Below are 17,752 nucleotides of genomic sequence, written 5' to 3' on the forward strand. Positions count from 1 at the left end.
GGTAGGGCGCTTTTAGGGGCGCGGGGAACTGCGCGACAAGCCACCCACCGGGCTGCAGACGCAACGACGCGGTCAGCCGCACGACGCTACCCGTCCGCCAAGGCAGCAGCCATTGCGCGCGGAGCACGGGGCCGAGGGGACCGAACCGTCCGCGCCGCCCCGGTGGGGGCGTGCCCGGCGGGGGCGTGCCCGGCGCCGGGCTCTCGGTACGGGCGAACGTGGCCCGTACCGAGAGACGGCCAGGCGCGGCTACGCCTTGCGGGCGCGGGTCGCCGCCTTCTTGGCCGGGGCCGCGGTCTTCTTCGCGACCGCCTTCTTCGCGACGGCCTTCTTCGCGGCCGGCTTCCTCGTCGCCGTCCGCTTCGCCGCGGACCGCGCCCTCGGCACCGCCGCGTCGCTCAGCCGCTCCGGGTCCAGGATGTCCCGCAGGAACTTGCCGGTGTGGCTGGTCGGCACCCCGGCGACCTCCTCCGGGGAGCCCTCGGCCACCACGATGCCGCCGCCGTTGCCCCCTTCGGGGCCCATGTCGACGACCCAGTCCGCGGTCTTGATCACATCGAGGTTGTGCTCGATGACGATGACCGTGTTGCCCTTGTCGACCAGGCCGGACAGGACCGTGATCAGCTTGCTGATGTCCTCGAAGTGCAGCCCGGTGGTGGGCTCGTCGAGCACGTACACCGTGCGCCCGGTGGAGCGCTTCTGCAGCTCGGAGGCGAGCTTGACGCGCTGGGCCTCGCCGCCGGAGAGGGTGGGCGCGGGCTGCCCCAGCCGGACGTACCCCAGCCCGACCTCGTGCAGGGTCTTCAGGTGTCGGGCGATGGTGGGGACGGCCTCGAAGAAGCCCAGGGCCTCCTCGATCGGCATGTCCAGGACTTCGGCGATCGACTTGCCCTTGTAGTGCACGTCGAGCGTCTCGCGGTTGTAGCGCGCTCCGTGGCAGACCTCGCACGGGACGTACACGTCCGGCAGGAAGTTCATCTCGATCTTGATGGTGCCGTCGCCGGAGCAGTTCTCGCAGCGTCCGCCCTTGACGTTGAAGGAGAAGCGACCGGGCTGGTAGCCCCGGACCTTGGCCTCCATCGTCTCGGCGAAGAGCTTGCGGATGTTGTCGAAGACGCCGGTGTACGTCGCCGGGTTCGACCGCGGGGTGCGGCCGATGGGCGACTGGTCGACGTGCACGACCTTGTCGACGAGGTCGTCGCCCTCGACCCGGGTGTGCCGGCCGGGGACCGACTTCGCGCCGTTCAGCTCGCGCGCCAGGTGCGTGTAGAGGATGTCGTTGACCAGGGTGGACTTGCCGGACCCCGAGACGCCCGTGACCGCGGTGAGCACGCCGAGCGGGAAGGAGACGTCGATGTCCTTGAGGTTGTTCTCCCGGGCGCCGCGCACGGTGATCCGGCGGCCCGGGTCCATCGGCCGACGGATCTCCGGGGTGGCGATCGCCTTCTTCCCGGAGAGGTACTGGCCGGTCATCGACTCCTTGTTGCCCAGCAACTCCTTCAAGGTGCCGGAGTGGACGACCTTGCCGCCGTGCTCGCCGGCGCCGGGGCCGATGTCCACCACCCAGTCGGCGACCTTGATCGTGTCCTCGTCGTGCTCGACGACGATCAGGGTGTTGCCCATGTCGCGCAGCCGGACCAGGGTCTCGATCAGCCGGTGGTTGTCCCGCTGGTGCAGACCGATGGACGGCTCGTCCAGCACGTAGAGCACGCCGACGAGGCCGGAGCCGATCTGGGTGGCGAGCCGGATGCGCTGGGCCTCACCGCCGGAGAGGGTGCCGGCGGCGCGGTTCAGCGAGAGGTAGTCCAGACCGACGTCGACGAGGAAGCGCAGCCGCTCGTTGACCTCCTTGAGGACCCGCTCCGCGATCTTCTTGTCCCGGGCGTCCAGCGTGAGGCGGCCGAGGAACTCGGCGCACTCGCTGATCGACATCGCGGAGATCTCGGCGATGGAGCGGTCCATCACCGTGACGGCGAGAACGACCGGCTTGAGGCGGGTCCCCTCGCAGGTGGGGCAGGGGACCTCGCGCATGTAGCCCTCGAAGCGCTCCCTGCTGGAGTCGCTCTCGGCCTCCTGGTACCGCCGCCGGACGAACTGGACGGCGCCCTCGAAGGCGGGCGTGGTGTACGCCCGCTCCCGGCCGTACCGATTGCGGTAGCGCACCTCGATCTGCGTCTTGTGCCCGTTGAGCAGGGCCTTCTTGGCGCGCTGGGGCAGCCCGGCGAAGGCGATGTCGGTGCGGAAGCCCAGCGCCTGGGAGAGCCCGCCGATCAGCCGGCCGAAGTACTCCTTGGTGTGGCCGTGCGACCAGGGGTGGATCGCGCCCTCGTCCAGGGACTTCTCCTCGTCCGGGACGAGGAGCTCGGGGTCCACCTCCATGCGGGTGCCGATGCCGGTGCAGTCGGGGCAGGCGCCGAAGGGGGAGTTGAAGGAGAAGGAGCGGGGCTCCAGCTCCTCGAAGGAGAGGTCGTCGTACGGGCAGTACAGGTGCTCCGAGTACATCCGCTCGCGCTCGGGGTCGTCCTCGGGGAGGTCGACGAAGTCGAGCACGACCATGCCGCCGGAGAGCCCGAGTGCGGTCTCCACGGAGTCCGTCAGCCGCCGCTTCGCGCTGTCCTTGACCGTGAGGCGGTCCACGACCACCTCGATGGTGTGCTTCTCCTGCTTCTTCAGCTTGGGCGGCTCGGCGAGCTGGATCGTCTGACCGTCGACCCGGGCGCGGCTGTATCCCTTGGTCTGGAGGTCGGCGAAGAGGTCGACGAACTCGCCCTTGCGCTCGCGCACCAGGGGCGACAGCACCTGGAACCGGCTGCCCTCGGGCAGCTCCAGGACCTTGTCCACGATGGCTTGCGGCGACTGCCGGGAGATGGGCCGGCGGCACTCGGGGCAGTGCGGTTTGCCGATGCGGGCGAAGAGCAGCCGGAGGTAGTCGTACACCTCGGTGATCGTGCCGACCGTCGAGCGGGGGTTGCGGGAGGTGGACTTCTGGTCGATGGAGACCGCCGGGGACAGGCCCTCGATGAAGTCGACGTCCGGTTTGTCCATCTGCCCCAGGAACTGGCGCGCGTAGGACGACAGGGACTCCACATAGCGGCGCTGGCCCTCGGCGAAGATCGTGTCGAAGGCGAGCGAGGACTTGCCCGACCCCGAGAGGCCCGTGAAGACGATGAGCGCGTCACGGGGGAGGTCGAGCGAGACGTTCTTCAGATTGTGCTCGCGAGCGCCACGAACGATGAGACGGTCGGCCACGCCGGGTCCGCACCTTTCTTGAGTGGTCTGGTCGGAATCGTCAGGCACCGGCCCCCGGCCCAGACCTTTCCAGCCTACGGGGAGCGCCGATCCATGGGGCCTGGTCACCGGGGCCGGCTGAGCCCGTCGGCGCCAGTGTCTGTTGAATGCCCGACAACCAAGGATGCCTCGCCCCAGGCTATAGCACGTGCATTCGATTTACGGCCATCGGTCGACACCTTCACCCGATCGTGTGGCCGGACTAGGGTCGAGCCATGATCGATCCACTACGCGACCTGGCATCCGTACGGGAGGCCACCGAACGGCTGCTCTCCGCCACCGACGCCCTGGACAACGCGGCACTCGCCGGACCGTCACGGCTTCCGGGCTGGTCCAGGGGGCACGTACTGGCCCACCTCGCCCGGAACGCCGACGCCCTCGTGAACGTTTTCGAGGGCCGGCCGATGTACGCGAGCGCCGAGACGCGGGACGCCGACATCGAGCGGGACGCCGGTCGACCGCTGGACGTGCAGATCGCCGACGTGCGCGACAGCGCGGCGCGGCTGCACGCGGTGGCCTCGCTCCCCGGGGACTGGGAGCGCACGGTCCACCTGCGCAACGGCGTCACCGACCGGGCCGCCCGGATCCCCTTCCGGCGCCTGGTCGAGGTGCAGCTCCACCACGTCGACCTGGACGCGGGATACGAGCTGGAGGACCTGCCGCAGGACTTCCTGCTGCGGGAGGCCGCCTTCCTCAGCGACCGATTCACCGGCGCAGACGGCGTCCCGCCGCTGCGCGCCGTGGCGACCGGGTCGGACGCCGCGTGGTCGACCGGCGCCGCGCAGGGCGAGCAGGTGACCGTCACCGGTCCGCTGCCCGCGCTGGTGGGCTGGCTCGCCGGGCGCCGCCGCGGCGAGGGCCTGACGGCGACGACGGCCGGCGCCGCGGACGCGGTCCCGGTTCCCGTACTGCCGCCGCTGTAGCCGCCGTCGGCCCCGCTGTCAGTGGGTCGCTATAGGCTCGCACCATGACGTACAGCGGAGTGGTGAAGGTCGGCGGGCCGGCGGACGTGCACGAGCTGACGGACCTGATGATCTCCAAGGTCGCGGTGGGGCCGATGGACAACAACAGCTATCTGCTGCGCTGCCGGGCCACCGGCGAGCAGCTGCTGATCGACGCGGCGAACGACGCCCCGACCCTGGTGCAGCTGATCGGTGCGGACTCGATCGCGGCTGTGGTCACCACCCACCGCCACGGCGACCACTGGCAGGCGCTCGCCGAGGTCGTGGCGGCCACCGGCGCCCGGACGTACGCGGGGCGGTACGACGCGGAGGGCATCCCCGTCCCGACCGACGTTCCGGTCGAGGACGGGGACGCGATCCGGGTCGGTCGCGTCGAGCTGACCGCGCGGCACCTGGTGGGACACACGCCCGGCTCGATCGCCCTGGTGTACGACGATCCGCACGGCCATCCGCACCTCTTCACCGGGGACTGCCTCTTCCCCGGCGGGGTGGGCAACACCCACCAGGACCCGGCGGCCTTCGCCAGCCTCATCGGCGACGTGGAAGCGAAGCTGTTCGCCGTGCTGCCGGACGAGACCTGGGTGTATCCGGGGCACGGCAAGGACACCACGCTGGGCGCCGAGCGCCCGCACCTGCCGGAGTGGCGCGCCCGCGGCTGGTAGGAGCTAGAAACCTTCCTGTGGGGCGGCCGGGAGCCTGACGGTGACCACGAGCCCACCGCCCTCGCGCGGCCGGGCGTCGACGGCGCCCCCGTGCGCCCGTGCCACGGCGCGGACGATCGAGAGCCCGAGCCCGGCGCCCTTGACGCTGATCACCCGGTCCTTGCCCAGGCGCTGGAAGGGTTCGAAGAGCCTCGGTACGTCGAACGGCGTCACCGCGGGGCCGGTGTTGGCGACCTCGACCTCGGCGCTGCCGTCGTGGGCGGTGCGGCTGGCGACCGTCAGCCGGCCGCCGGCGCCGCGGTTGTGCCGGATGCCGTTCTCCACGAGGTTGTGCACCAGCCGTTCGAGCAGCAGCGCGTTGCCGGTCGTCGGTGCCTCCGCGGCGTCCTCGTGGACGGTGACGCCGGCCTGTGCCGCCTCCGGAGCGGTCTGGGCGACGACGTGCGCGACGACGTCCGCGAGGTCGACCGGCAGCCGGTCGACGACCTCGTTCTCCGAGTCGGCGAGCAGCAGGAGCCCGCTGATCAGGCGCTCGTGCCGGATGTTGATCTCCAACAGGTCCTCGCCGAGCCGCTTGACGTCGTCGGACGCCTGCTTGCGGTGCATGGCCATCTCGACGAGTGCCCGGCCGAGGGTGAGCGGGGTGCGCAGTTCGTGGGAGGCGTTGGCCACGAAGCGCCGTTGGCCGTCGAAGGAGCGGTCGAGCCGTTCGACCATCGTGTCGAAGGTGTCCGCCAACACCTTGACCTCGTCCTGGGGGCCTTCGAGGGCGATGCGTTCGTGCAGGCCGCGGCCGGCCGCCGGCGCCGCCGCTATCCGTCGGGCGGTCTCGGTGACCTGGCGCAGCGGCGCGAGGACCCGTCCGGCGACGAGCCAGCCGAAGCCGGCCGCCGCGCCGCCGACCACCACCAGCACGAGGCCGCCCTGGCTGAGCAGGCTGGTGGCGGCGGCCTCGTTCAACTCCTGGCGGCTGCGCTTCGTCAGCTCGGCGCCGCCGGGGACCTGGGCGTCCCCGCCTTCGATCACCGCGTCCGGTGGGCTGGACGCGGGCCCCGGCTGGCCGGGCGCGTCCGAAGCTCCGGGGGCCACCCGCTTCTCGATGAGCATGCCGCCGCCGTTGACCTGCTTCTCGAAGAGGACGTAGGTGGCGCCGAGCAGCACCACTCCGGCGACCATGAACAGGCTCGCGTAGATCAGGGTGAGCCGGGCGCGCAGGGGCAGCTTCTCCGTCAGGAAGCCGAGCGGCCGTGGCCGCCGCAGGCGGGCTCGACGGGACGGTGCCGGACTGCCGACGGCTGAGGCGGGCGTCATGCGATCCGGTACCCCGCTCCCGTCACCGTCTCCACGACCGCCGGCTCCCCGAGCTTTCGCCGCAGCTTGAGGACCGCGAGCCGGACCGCGCCCGTGAACGGGTCCGCGTGTTCGTCCCACGCCTTCTCCAGGAGCTGTTCCGCGGAGACCGCCGCCCCGTCGGCGCGCAGCAGTTCGGCCAGTACGGCGAACTCCTTGCGCGACAGCGGTACGTACCGGCCGTCCCGGAAGACCTCGCGGCGGGCCGGGTCCAGGGTGATGCCGGCGCGCCGCAGCACGGGCGGGGCGGCCGGGCGGGCGCGCCGGCCCAGCGCCTGGACCCGGGCGGCGAGTTCGGCGAAGGCGAAGGGCTTGGTGAGGTAGTCGTCGGCACCCAGCCCGAGGCCGTCGACGCGGTCGGCGACCTCGGCGGCGGCGGTGAGCATCAGGACGCGGGCCTCGGCACCGCACTCCCCCACGTGCCGGCAGACGTCGTCGCCGTGCACGGCCGGCAGGTCGCGGTCGAGGACGACGACGTCGTAGTCGTTCACCCCGATGCGCTCGATCGCGGCGGCGCCGTCGTGGACCACGTCGACCGCGTGCGTCTCGCCGCGCAGCCACTCGGCGATCGCGTCGGCGAGCTTCGGCTCGTCCTCCACCACCAACACCCGCATCGGAAGCCTTCCTTCGTCCCGTGTCCGAACCACATGGTGTCCACCCCGGCGTTTCCCCAACGTTAGGAAGCCCCCGACTCCCGCTCCGACGGGGTGGCTGCTCGCGCAGTCCCCCGGCGCGCCGTTTCCCTGCGGGAGCGTTGGTCTCTGCGGGCCATACGTGGTTGCTCGCGCAGTTCCGCCCCCCACGCCCGAAGGGCGTGGGGGGCGGAACTGCGCGAACAGCCCACCACCGGGCCGCAGTGGTCATGGCTCCCGCAGGAAAACGGCGCGGTCTTGGGGGCGCTGGGGGTCCCCCCACGCCCCTGGGCGTAGGGGGCAGAACTGCGCGACAAGCCCACCACCGGGCCGCAGAGACAAACGCATCCGCAGGGAAGCCGCGGCTACGTCTCCCGGCGCAGGGGCGCGACCTACGCGATAACGGCAGGGCGCGCCCCCACGCGCAGCCAGCATCCCGCCCGCCCCACGGAAACCGCGGGGAAACGACCGCCCGCGTTCCATCGCTCCTCGAAGCCGCCGGATCCGACCGGCCCCCAACTCCACGCGCAGTCCGAGGAGAAGACCATGCGCATATCCCCCCGTACATCCCCCCGCACGGGACGCCGTTCACCACGCGCCCGCGCCGCGACGGCCCTCGTCGCCCTCCCCCTGGGCCTGGCCCTGGTCCTGACCGGGTGTGGCTCCGGCGACGACGGGAAGGACGTGGCGTCCGCCGAGAGCGGCGCCGCCCGTGACTCTAAGGAGGGCGGCTCCTCAGGCGGTGCGTCAGGCGGCGACTCCAGCAAGGAGCCGGATCGCAAGGAGGGGGCGATGAAGTTCGCCCAGTGCATGCGGGAGAACGGCATCGCCATGGAGGACCCGCAGGACGGCCGGCTGACCCTCAAGGGCGAAGGGGTCCCCAAGGACAAGATGGACAAGGCCCAGAAGGCGTGCGCCGAGCACCTGCCGCAGGGCGACGGCCGGGGCAAGGTCGACGAGAAAGCCGTGGAGAACATGCGCAAGTACGCCAAGTGCATGCGGGAGAACGGCGTGGAGGACTTCCCCGACCCGGCCCCCGGCGGCGGCATCAAGATCGGCCCGGAGCAGGGTCAGAACCCGAACTTCAAGAAGGCCGAGGAGACGTGCAAGAACGCCCTGCCGACGCCCGAGGGGGGCAAGCTCGATGGCTGAGCCGGCCGGAGAACCGCAGGCCGGGGGCGGTGTACAGGAAGGACCGCCGACGGCCGCGGACGCCGCCGTCGACCTGACGGCGCCGCCCGGGCGCGGAGCACGGCGCCGCAGGGGCCGCGGAAGGCGGACGGCCGTCGCGCTCGCCGTGCTCGCCGTGCTCGGTGCGGGCGCCGTGACCGCGCTGGACCTCGTCGCCGACGACGGTTCGTCGAAGGACGCGGCGCGCGACGAACGGCCCCCGAGCACGGACAAGGTGACGCGGCAGGACCTGCGGGACGTGGAGACCGCGGACGGCGAGTTGGGGTACGGCGCCACGACCGACGTCACCAGCAGGCTAGGCGGCACGGTCACCGCGCTGCCGAAGGCCGGCGACCGCGTCGGCCGCGGCAAGCCCCTGTACGCCGTCGACGACGCGCCGGTGACGCTGATGTACGGGTCCCTGCCCGCGTACCGGGCGCTGAGGACGGGCGTCGAAGGCGCGGACGTACGCCAGTTGGAGAGCAATCTGCACGCGCTCGGCCATCGCGGCTTCACGGTCGACGACGAGTTCACCGACGCCACCGCCGACGCCGTGCGCGCGTGGCAGGAGGACCTGGGCCTGGCGGAGACCGGCACCGTGGAGTTGGGGCGGGTGGTGTTCGCCCCCGGCGAGGTGCGGGTGGACGCGTTGGAGGCCGAGAAGGGAGGCGGCCTCCAACCGGGCGGCAAGGTCCTGTCGTACACCGGCACCGCCAAGGCCGTCACCGTCGAACTCGAAGCCGACGGTCTGCGGCTGGCGAAGAAGGGCGCGACCGTCGACGTCACCCTCCCCGACGACTCCCGGGCCCAGGGCCGGATCGACGAGGTCTCCACCGTCATCCAGCCGGCGACCGGGCAGGACCAGGAGGCGTCGACGAAGGTCGAGGTCATCGTGACGTTGCAGGGGGCGAAGGCGCAGAAGGCGGCCGACGCGTACGTGATGGCCGCGGTCGACGTCGACTTCGTCGCCGAGACCCGCAAGGACGTGCTGACGGTCCCGGTCGCGGCGCTGTTGGCGCTGGCCGAGGGCGGGTTCGGGGTCGAGGTCGTCAAGGCCGGCACCAGCTCGTACGTCCCGGTCAAGGCAGGGCTGTTCGCCCAGGGCCGGGTGGAGGTCTCCGGGCAGGGGATCGCCGAGGGCACGAGCGTGGGGATGCCCGAGTGATCTCGCTGACGGACGTGACCAAGGTGTACGCGGGCGGGGTGGCCGCGCTCGGCGGGGTGTCCCTGCACGTCGCCGCGGGCGAGCTGGTCGGGATCGTCGGCCCGTCCGGCTCCGGCAAGTCCACCATGCTGCACGTGCTGGGCACGCTGGACCGCCCGACGCGCGGAGGGGTGCGGATCGACGGGTACGACGTGGCCGCGCTCTCGGACACCGGTCTTTCGGCGCTGCGGGCGAGCCGGATCGGCTTTGTGTTCCAGCAGTTCCACCTGGCGGCCGGCACCACGGCCCTGGACAACGTGGCCGACGGCCTCCTGTACTGCGGGCTGCGGCGCGCCGAGCGGCGTCGGCGGGCGGCTGCCGCGCTGGAGCGGGTCGGGCTCGGGCACCGGGTGGACCACGAGCCGAACGAGCTGTCCGGGGGCGAGAAGCAGCGGGTGGCGATCGCCCGCGCGGTCGCCGGGAACCCGGCGCTGCTTCTCGCTGACGAGCCGACCGGAGCCCTGGACTCCGCCTCTGGCGACGGGGTGATGCGGCTGCTGCGGGAGCTGCACGAGGGCGGTACGACCGTACTGGTCATCACCCACGACCGGGAGATCGCGGCGTCCCTGCCCAGGCAGGTGCGGATGCGCGACGGGCTGGTGGTGGCGGACGTACGGACCGGCGCCGGGACGACGGAGGTACGCCGATGACCTCCGACGTACTGGCGCCGCCGGCGGAGGAAGGGCGAACGAAGGGAGGCCGGATGAGGGGGTTGAGGCAACGGCGCCGGAACCGCGCCGCCGCCCGCGCGCTGCGGCCGGCCCGGATGGGGCTCCCCGACGTGCTCCGGGTCGGCGCGGTGGGCCTGCGGACGCGTCCGCTGCGCGCCTTCCTGTCCGCGCTGGGCATCGCCATCGGCATCGCCGCGATGGTGGCGGTGGTGGGCGTCTCGTCGTCCTCACGCGCCGATCTGGACCGTACGCTGCGCGCCCTGGGCACCAACGTGCTGACGGTCTCACCGGGCTCCACCTTCGCCGGCGAGGCCGCCCAGCTGCCGCTGGAAGCGGAATCGATGGTCGACCGGATCGGGCCGGTGAGCGCGGTGTCGGCGATCGGCAAGGTCCCGGACACCGCGGTGTACCGGAACGGGAAGATCCCGAAGGTGGAGACGAACGGCCTGGCCGCGTACGCCGCCCGGACCGACCTGCTGAAGACGGTCGGCGCCGAGTTGCGCAGCGGGGTCTGGCTGCACGCGTCCACGGGCCGGTACCCGGCGACCGTCCTCGGGGCGTCGGCGGCCCGGCGGCTGGGCATCGGACGGATCGAACCGGGCACCCGGGTGCTGATCGGGCACCGCATGTTCACGGTGGTCGGGGTCCTCGAACCGGCTCCGCTCGCCCCCGAGCTGGACACCGCGGCGCTGGTGGGCTGGCCTGCGGCAGCCTCCGAGCTGGGGTTCGACGGCCATGCGACGGTCCTGTACACCCGGTCCGACGAGTCGTCCGTGGAGGACGTGCGGGCGGTGCTGGGGACGACGGCGAACCCGAAGGCGCCCAACGAGGTCGACGTGTCCCGGCCGTCCGACGCGCTGGCCGCGCAGCAGGCCGCGGGCGAGGCGTTCACGGGCCTGCTGCTGGGCCTGGGGGCGGTCGCGCTGCTGGTCGGCGGGGTCGGGGTGGCCAACACCATGGTCATCTCGGTGCTGGAACGGCGGGCCGAGGTCGGGCTGCGGCGCTCGCTGGGGGCCACCCGGGGGCAGATCCGCAACCAGTTCCTCGCCGAGTCCCTGCTGCTCTCCGCGCTCGGCGGGGTCGGCGGGGCGGTGCTGGGGGCTGCGGTGACCGGCGGTTACGCCGTCTATCAGGGCTGGCCGTCGGTGGTGCCGGTGTGGGCGGTCGCCGGCGGGGTCGGCGCGACGCTCGTCATCGGCGCGCTGGCGGGGCTGTATCCGGCGCTACGGGCGGCGCGGCTTTCGCCGACCGAGGCGCTGACCGCGCACTAGGTCGTGCCTTCGGAGTCCGGTCCGCCCGGGAGCGCGTCGGGCCCGCGCTGGGGACGGGCCCGACGTGCGACAGGTGGGTGCGACGGCCGCAGGGCCGCCGCACCCACCTGTGCGGTTCGGTCGCCCGAGGGGCGAGCCGGTGTCGAGGCGTTACGCGTCGACGCTGTCCTTCTCGGACTTGCCGGAGCCGTCCGAGCCGTCGTCGCCGGAGCCGGTGACCGCGGCGGCCTCCCGCTGGGCCTGCTTCTTCGACGCGATGAGGCTGGTGATCGTGGTGATGACCAGCACGCCGCAGATGACGGAGAGCGAGAACCCGATGGAGATCTCCGGGACGCTCACTCCGCTCTCGTGGAGCGCGTGCAGCACCAGCTTGACGCCGATGAAGCCGAGGATCACGGAGAGGCCGTAGCTGAGGTGGACCAGCTTCTTCAGCAGTCCGCCGATGAGGAAGTACAGCTGGCGCAGACCCATCAGGGCGAACGCGTTGGCCGTGAAGACGATGTACGGGTCCTGGGTCAGGCCGAAGATCGCCGGGATCGAGTCCAGCGCGAACAGCACGTCGGTGGTGCCGATGGCGAGCATGACCACCATCAGCGGGGTCAGGATGCGCTTGCCGTTCTGCTGGATGAAGAGCTTGGTGCCGTGGTACTGGTCCGCGACGCCGAACCTCTTCTGGACGGACTTCAGGAGGCGGTTGTCCTCGATGTCCTCTTCCTCTTCACCGGCGCGCGCCTCCTGGATGAGCTTCCAGGCGGTGTAGATCAGGAACGCACCGAAGATGTAGAAGACCCAGGCGAAGCTGGAGATGATCGCGGCGCCCGCGGCGATGAAGATGGCCCGCAGCACCAGCGCGATCAGCACGCCGATCAGCAGCACGCGCTGCTGGAGGTGGGAGGGCACCGAGAACTTCGCCATGATCAGGACGAAGACGAAGAGGTTGTCGACGCTCAGCGACTTCTCGGTGATGAAGCCGGCGAAGAACTCTCCGGACGCCTGGCTCGTGCCCCAGATCGCCAGGCCGATGCCGAAGAGCACCGCCAGCACGATCCAGACGATGGTCCAGATTCCGGCTTCCTTGATCGACACGTCATGGGGCTTGCGCCCGATGAAGAAGTCGACCGCGATCAGGGCGGACAGACCGAGGATGGTCAGTACCCACAAAGACAATGAAACGTCCACTGCGCCTCCGGCGTCGTACGGCTATGGTTCAGCGTCGTCGCTGCCGGAGGTCTCCTCCACCCGAGTGGCTTCGCCACTGCGGGCCGGCGCCCCGGGACCTAAGTCCGTACTGACGGGTACGCCGCAGACCGGGAGTACTCCCCTCCGCTTTGTTGGAGCGTACAGCAGTTCTCCAGCGAAGGTAAAACAGTTGGCAAACAGAGATTAAAAACCCCTGCTCATCCGTCCCAGGACCGTCGTGCTTCGGAGACCTGGTCCAGGACGTGGCGCAGGATCGCGCTCCCCGGCGGGACCGCCGGTGGCTGGTACGTCCACGAATGCCTCACCCACGGGTCCGCCAGATGGTCGTCCGGGACGGGGGTGACCCGCAGCAACGAACGCCACAAGGGGTCCAGGACCGGCCCGTACGCACTGGCGTCCTCCCGGTCCGCCACCATCATCAGGTGCACGCCAACCTGCGGCCCCTCGTCGGCGAGATAGCGCAGCTGGGTGACGGCCCGGTCGTCGAAGCCGTGCGGGAAGTCGTTGACGATCAGCAGCTGCTCGGCCGTGTCCAGGTCGGGCGGAAGCGCGTCCGGCGCACCGCCGCGCACCGCCATGGTCACCAGGTCCACCCGCTGGGTGAGCTTGGCGAGGGTCTGGCTGACGCCCTGCGCGCCGGCGGCCGGCGGGGCGGCCAGGACGCCGGACTCCACCAGCGGGGCCAGCGAGGGCGCCGCCGTGCCGGCCGGGTCGATGACGTGGACGGCGAAGTCCCCGGGCGGATGGACCGCCACCAGCCGGGCCGCGTGCGCCACCGCGCAGTCCATGGCGAGCTTCCGCAGCTGGGCGTCGTCCAGCATGATCGCCGCCTCGGACCCGGCACGCCCGCTGTCCACCCACAACCCGCGCTCCAGCGGCAGCCTGATCAGGAACGGGATGCGCAGCTCGGGCGACTCGGGCAGTTGGAGATCGCCGAGGCGCATCGCCATCGGCGTCTCCATGGGCACCCGGAAGGCGTGCCAGACGGGGTTGTCCCAGCGGGCGAAGGCGGGCGGCAGGGCGGGCTCGACGACGTCCGACTCCGCGGCGAGCTGCGCGAGGTCGCGGTCGAGCGCCTGACGGGCCTGTGCCGTCAGCTGCTCGCACTTGGCGCGGGCCTCGGCCCGGGCCGCGTCGGCGGCGCCGCCGATCCTGCTGCGCGGGTCGGACAGCGCCTGGTCCAGCTCCTGGTCCAGCCGGGACTCCGCGAACTCCACGGCGCTGCGGTACGCGGCGACGGTGCGCGCCAGGTCCTCGAACATCCCCCAGATCTGGTTGTAGAGGCGCTCCTCCATGGACCAGCCGGTGGCGTCGCCGGCGACCGGACGGGTCGGTTCCCCGGGCTGCGGGGCGGGCGCGGTGGGCGGCGGCGGGGGCGGTACGGAGCGGCGGCGCGGGTGCGAGTAGTCGATCCGGCCCCCGGAGCCCGTCGACGCCTCCTGCTGGGTGCCGTCGGCGGACGGCTGGGGCGTCGTGGAGCCGGGCTGCGCCGCGCCGGCGCTCTGGAAGCCGTCCGGAACGGTTGCGTCCGGCCCGCCGGGGGTCGGCGTCTGACCTCCGGGACGGGCTCCCGCGCCGCTGCCGCCGGTGCTGGTGCTGCCGGTGCCGGCGCCGGGTGCGTACGTGCCCTCCGACGCGCTGAGCGTACGGAGCGGGGCGGGCTCCGCGCGGGGCGTCGGCCGGGCGATCGCGGCCTGCACCTCGGCGGCCCGCTCCTGCGCCCCGTCGAGCCCCTGGTCGGCGAAGAGGCGACCGAGCCCGCCGGCGTACCCCTGGCCGACGGCGCGCACCTTCCAGGCGCCCTGGCGCCGGTACAGCTCCAGGGCTTCGACGGCCGTCTCCGCGCCCAGCTCCGTGATGGTGAAGCTGGCGACCTCCGTCCCGTCCTGGCCGGCGACGGCGAGGAACGGGGCGGCCGTGGCGCCGAAGTGGGCCGGTCCACCGGGGCCCTCGGGGAGGGCGATCACCAGGTGGATGCGGTGGACGGCCGCGTCGACCGCGGCCAGGTCGACGGTGTAGCGCGGGGCGTCGGTGGCGCCGGTGGGCACCTCCAGGCCGGGCAATCGGGGCGATCCGGGGTGCGCGAGCCACTCGCGGCGGGTGACGTCCCGCTCGTCGGTGCAGGTGGCGCAGGCCACGACCGCGTGGCCGGCGGACACCCGGACCTCCAGACGGCTGTCGGGCAGCGGATGGTTCTGCCCACGGACCAGCTCGGCCGTCATCGCCTCGTCCCCTCGATGCTGTTGGTCTTTGGTGCTGTCGGTCGTCGAAGTAGTGGTCGGCAGGACGTCGAAGTGGTCGTCGTGGTGGTCGCAGAACGTCGATGTGGCGGGTCGGCACGGTGCCGGCGCCGTGGCGGCAAGCGGTGCAGCTCCCGGCGGCCGATCTGCCTCCGGGAGCTGCGTCCTTGTCCTACGGCCTTACGGCGCCTGCCGGCGACCGTTCCTCACAGATGCGGCAGGATCGCGGGCATCAGGTCCTGGAAGGTGCGGCCGTTCGCCGGGTTGCCCAGGGCCGTCATCTTCCAGCCGGTGCCGACGCGGTGCACCTTCGCCATGATCTGCGCGGTGTAGTTGCCGCCGCCGTCGAGGGTGTAACGGGCCAGCTCCTGGCCGTTGCTCTCGTCCACGATGCGGCAGAAGGCGTTCTTCACCTCCTGGAACGTCTGCCCGGTGAAGGAGTTCACCGTGAAGACGATCTGGTCGATGTGGACGGGCACCCGCGACAGGTCGACGAGGACGGCCTCGTCGTCGCCGCCCGAACCGGCGCCGCCGACGAGGTTGTCCCCGGTGTGGCGCACGGAGCCGTCATCGCTCACGAGGTGGCGGAAGAAGACCACGTCCACCGGCTGCTTGTCGGCGAAGAGCACCGCCGACGCATCCAGGTCGATCTCCTTCGTGCGCGAGCCGAACAGACCGCGGCGGGCCGCCGACTGCCAGCCGAGCCCCATCCGCACTGCGGTAAGGGTGCCCCCGTCGCTCTTCTGCAGGCTGATGGCCTGACCCTTGGTCATGTTGACCGTCACGCGCTGTCCCCTTCTTCACTGAAGTGCCACCGCCCAGGTGAGCGGCTGCACTGCACCCTACGCACCCACGTCGAGCGTGCGGCACGACTGTCCGGCATTTGTGTCGTTCTTGCAACACAGATAGGAGGGGCGGGGTCAGGCGAGCCCCGCTTCCTTCATCTGGCGCAACTCCTTCTTCAACTCGCCGACCTCGTCGCGCAACCGGGCGGCCACCTCGAACTGGAGGTCCGCCGCGGCGGCCCGCATCCGCTCGGTCATCTCCTCGATGATCGCGGACAGTTCGGCCGCGGGCCGGTCCGTGGCGACGGCGCCGCCCTTGGCGCCCGCCGCCTTGCCGGCCTTGCCCGTCGAGCTGCGCAGCGCGGGTACCGGGGCCTTGGCGCCCTTGCCTTCCTTGGGCTTGCGGTACTCCGTGCCCAACAGCTCCTCGGTGTCGATCTCCTCGCGCGCGATGGTCGCGACGATGTCGTTGATCTTCTTGCGGAGCGGCTGGGGGTCGATGCCCTTCTCGGTGTTGTACGCGATCTGCTTCTCGCGGCGGCGGTTGGTCTCGTCGATGGCCTTCTCCATCGCCGGGGTGATCTTGTCCGCGTACATGTGGACCTGACCGGAGACGTTGCGCGCCGCACGGCCGATCGTCTGGATGAGGGAGGTGCCGGAGCGCAGGAAGCCCTCCTTGTCGGCGTCGAGGATGGCGACCAGGGACACCTCGGGCAGGTCCAGGCCCTCCCGCAGCAGGTTGATGCCGACGAGGACGTCGTACTCACCGGCGCGCAGCTCCCGCAGCAGCTCCACCCGGCGCAGGGTGTCGACGTCGCTGTGCAGATAGCGCACCTGGATGCCGAGCTCCAGGAAGTAGTCCGTGAGGTCCTCGGCCATCTTCTTGGTGAGGGTGGTGACGAGCACCCGCTCGTCCCGCTCGGTGCGCAGCCTGATCTCGTGCACCAGGTCGTCGATCTGTCCCTCGGTGGGCTTGACCACGACCTCGGGGTCGACCAGGCCGGTGGGCCGGATGATCTGCTCCACGAAGCCGTCGCCGCGGGAGAGTTCGTACGCGCCGGGGGTGGCCGACAGATAGACCGTCTGACCGATCCGCTTGGTGAACTCCTCCCACTTCAGCGGGCGGTTGTCCAGCGCGGACGGCAGCCGGAAGCCGTGGTCCACCAGGGTCCGCTTGCGGGAGGCGTCGCCCTCGTACATCGCGCCGATCTGCGGCACGGTGACGTGCGACTCGTCGATGACCAGCAGAAAGTCCTCGGGGAAGTAGTCGAGGAGGGTGTTGGGCGGGGAGCCGGGCTCGCGGTCGTCGAAATGCATCGAGTAGTTCTCGATGCCGGAGCAGGAGCCGATCTGCCGCATCATCTCGATGTCGTACGTGGTGCGCATCCGCAGCCGCTGGGCCTCCAGGAGCTTGCCCTGCTTGTCCAGCTCGGCCAGGCGCTGCTCCAGCTCGGCCTCGATGCCGTTGACCGCCTTCTCCAGGCGCTCGGGGCCGGCCACGTAGTGACTCGCCGGGAACACGTAGAGCGACTGGTCCTCACTGAGGATCTCGCCGGTGAGCGGGTGCAGCGTGGAGAGGGCCTCGATCTCGTCGCCGAACATCTCGATGCGGACCGCGAGCTCCTCGTACACCGGAAAGATCTCGATGGTGTCGCCGCGGACCCGGAAGGTGCCGCGGGTGAACGCGGTGTCGTTGCGCGTGTACTGGATGTCGACGAAGCGGCGCAGCAGCTGGTCGCGGTCGATCTCCTCGCCCACCTTGAGCTGGACCATGCGGTCCACGTACTCCTGCGGGGTGCCGAGGCCGTAGATGCAGGAGACGGAGGCGACCACGATCACGTCGCGCCGGGTGAGGAGCGAGTTCGTCGCGGAGTGGCGCAGCCGCTCGACCTCCTCGTTGATCGAGGAGTCCTTCTCGATGTAGGTGTCCGACTGCGGGACGTACGCCTCGGGCTGGTAGTAGTCGTAGTACGAGACGAAGTACTCGACGGCGTTGTTCGGGAGGAGCTCGCGGAACTCGTTCGCCAACTGGGCGGCGAGGGTCTTGTTCGGCGCCATCACCAGGGTGGGGCGCTGCAGCTTCTCGATCATCCACGCCGTGGTGGCGGACTTGCCGGTGCCGGTGGCACCGAGCAGGACGACGTCCTTCTCGCCGGCACGGATGCGCCGGTCCAGGTCGGCGATGGCCGTGGGCTGGTCGCCGCTGGGCTTGAAGGGGCTGACGACCTCGAAGGGCGCCACCGTACGTTCGATATCGGAAACGGGCCGCATGGGTTCCACGGTACGACCACCCACTGACAACGGGGGTCGGGCGGGC

13 protein-coding genes are annotated in these 17,752 nt (G+C 71.4%); 6 read left to right on the forward strand and 7 right to left on the reverse strand.

Annotation, left to right across the window (positions count from 1 at the left end):
* Window positions 1-249: 249 nt before the first annotated feature.
* The gene (gene uvrA / locus ABZ842_RS18690) at window positions 250-3,249 is read right to left on the reverse strand and encodes an excinuclease ABC subunit UvrA (RefSeq protein ID WP_361537793.1); all 3,000 of its coding nucleotides are present in this window, start codon (window positions 3,247-3,249) and stop codon (window positions 250-252) included.
* 254 nt (window positions 3,250-3,503) lie between these two features.
* Here uvrA and ABZ842_RS18695 point away from each other — a divergent pair, with 254 nt between their 5' ends.
* Both ABZ842_RS18695 and ABZ842_RS18700 read left to right on the forward strand, forming a co-directional pair.
* Complete coding sequence (locus ABZ842_RS18695) at window positions 3,504-4,211, forward strand: maleylpyruvate isomerase family mycothiol-dependent enzyme (protein WP_361537794.1); 708 nt, start codon at window positions 3,504-3,506, stop codon at window positions 4,209-4,211.
* Between the two features lie 44 nt (window positions 4,212-4,255).
* Window positions 4,256-4,912 (forward strand): MBL fold metallo-hydrolase, encoded by a 657-nt coding sequence (locus ABZ842_RS18700; protein ID WP_361537795.1) that lies wholly within the window; start codon window positions 4,256-4,258, stop codon window positions 4,910-4,912.
* A 3-nt stretch (window positions 4,913-4,915) separates the two neighbouring features.
* On the opposite strand, the gene ABZ842_RS18705 is transcribed toward ABZ842_RS18700, so the two are convergent.
* Together ABZ842_RS18705 and ABZ842_RS18710 are read right to left on the reverse strand one after the other, a co-directional pair.
* Entirely contained in the window at window positions 4,916-6,223 is a 1,308-nt protein-coding gene (locus ABZ842_RS18705) for a HAMP domain-containing sensor histidine kinase (protein ID WP_361537796.1), read from the reverse strand.
* Window positions 6,220-6,876: a response regulator transcription factor gene (locus ABZ842_RS18710; protein WP_361537797.1), complete on the reverse strand. Its 657-nt coding sequence runs from the start codon at window positions 6,874-6,876 to the stop codon at window positions 6,220-6,222. Before ABZ842_RS18710 ends, ABZ842_RS18705 begins: the two co-directional genes overlap by 4 nt.
* 564 nt (window positions 6,877-7,440) lie before the next feature.
* Between ABZ842_RS18710 and ABZ842_RS18715 the strand changes: the two genes are divergently transcribed.
* The 4 genes from ABZ842_RS18715 to ABZ842_RS18730 are packed head-to-tail and all read left to right on the forward strand — an operon-like array spanning window position 7,441 to window position 11,210.
* Window positions 7,441-8,046 carry a hypothetical protein gene (locus ABZ842_RS18715; protein WP_361537798.1) on the forward strand — a complete coding sequence of 202 codons (606 nt, stop codon included), beginning with the start codon at window positions 7,441-7,443 and terminating at the stop codon, window positions 8,044-8,046.
* Entirely contained in the window at window positions 8,039-9,229 is a 1,191-nt protein-coding gene (locus tag ABZ842_RS18720) for a peptidoglycan-binding domain-containing protein (protein ID WP_361537799.1), read from the forward strand. The genes ABZ842_RS18715 and ABZ842_RS18720 overlap by 8 nt, the downstream gene beginning before the upstream one ends.
* Window positions 9,226-9,918: an ABC transporter ATP-binding protein gene (locus ABZ842_RS18725; RefSeq protein ID WP_361537800.1), complete on the forward strand. Its 693-nt coding sequence runs from the start codon at window positions 9,226-9,228 to the stop codon at window positions 9,916-9,918. The genes ABZ842_RS18720 and ABZ842_RS18725 overlap by 4 nt, the downstream gene beginning before the upstream one ends.
* A 53-nt stretch (window positions 9,919-9,971) precedes the next feature.
* On the forward strand, window positions 9,972-11,210 hold the full coding sequence (locus ABZ842_RS18730; protein ID WP_361537801.1) for an ABC transporter permease: 1,239 nt from the start codon (window positions 9,972-9,974) through the stop codon (window positions 11,208-11,210).
* Window positions 11,211-11,360: 150 nt separating this feature from the next.
* Here the strand turns inward: ABZ842_RS18730 and ABZ842_RS18735 are convergent, their stop codons facing one another.
* From ABZ842_RS18735 to uvrB, 4 genes are all read right to left on the reverse strand, one after another.
* Window positions 11,361-12,389 (reverse strand): TerC family protein, encoded by a 1,029-nt coding sequence (locus tag ABZ842_RS18735; RefSeq protein WP_361537802.1) that lies wholly within the window; start codon window positions 12,387-12,389, stop codon window positions 11,361-11,363.
* Between the two features lie 218 nt (window positions 12,390-12,607).
* Entirely contained in the window at window positions 12,608-14,632 is a 2,025-nt protein-coding gene (locus tag ABZ842_RS18740; RefSeq protein WP_361537803.1) for a TerD family protein, read from the reverse strand.
* Window positions 14,633-14,856: 224 nt separating this feature from the next.
* On the reverse strand, window positions 14,857-15,435 hold the full coding sequence (locus ABZ842_RS18745) for a TerD family protein (RefSeq protein WP_361537804.1): 579 nt from the start codon (window positions 15,433-15,435) through the stop codon (window positions 14,857-14,859).
* A gap of 135 nt (window positions 15,436-15,570) precedes the next feature.
* The gene (gene uvrB / locus ABZ842_RS18750; protein ID WP_361537805.1) at window positions 15,571-17,706 is read right to left on the reverse strand and encodes an excinuclease ABC subunit UvrB; all 2,136 of its coding nucleotides are present in this window, start codon (window positions 17,704-17,706) and stop codon (window positions 15,571-15,573) included.
* Window positions 17,707-17,752: the final 46 nt, after the last annotated feature.

The sequence above is a fragment of the Streptomyces sp. NPDC047315 genome, from assembly GCF_040643215.1.
Taxonomy (GTDB): Bacteria; Actinomycetota; Actinomycetes; order Streptomycetales; family Streptomycetaceae; genus Streptomyces.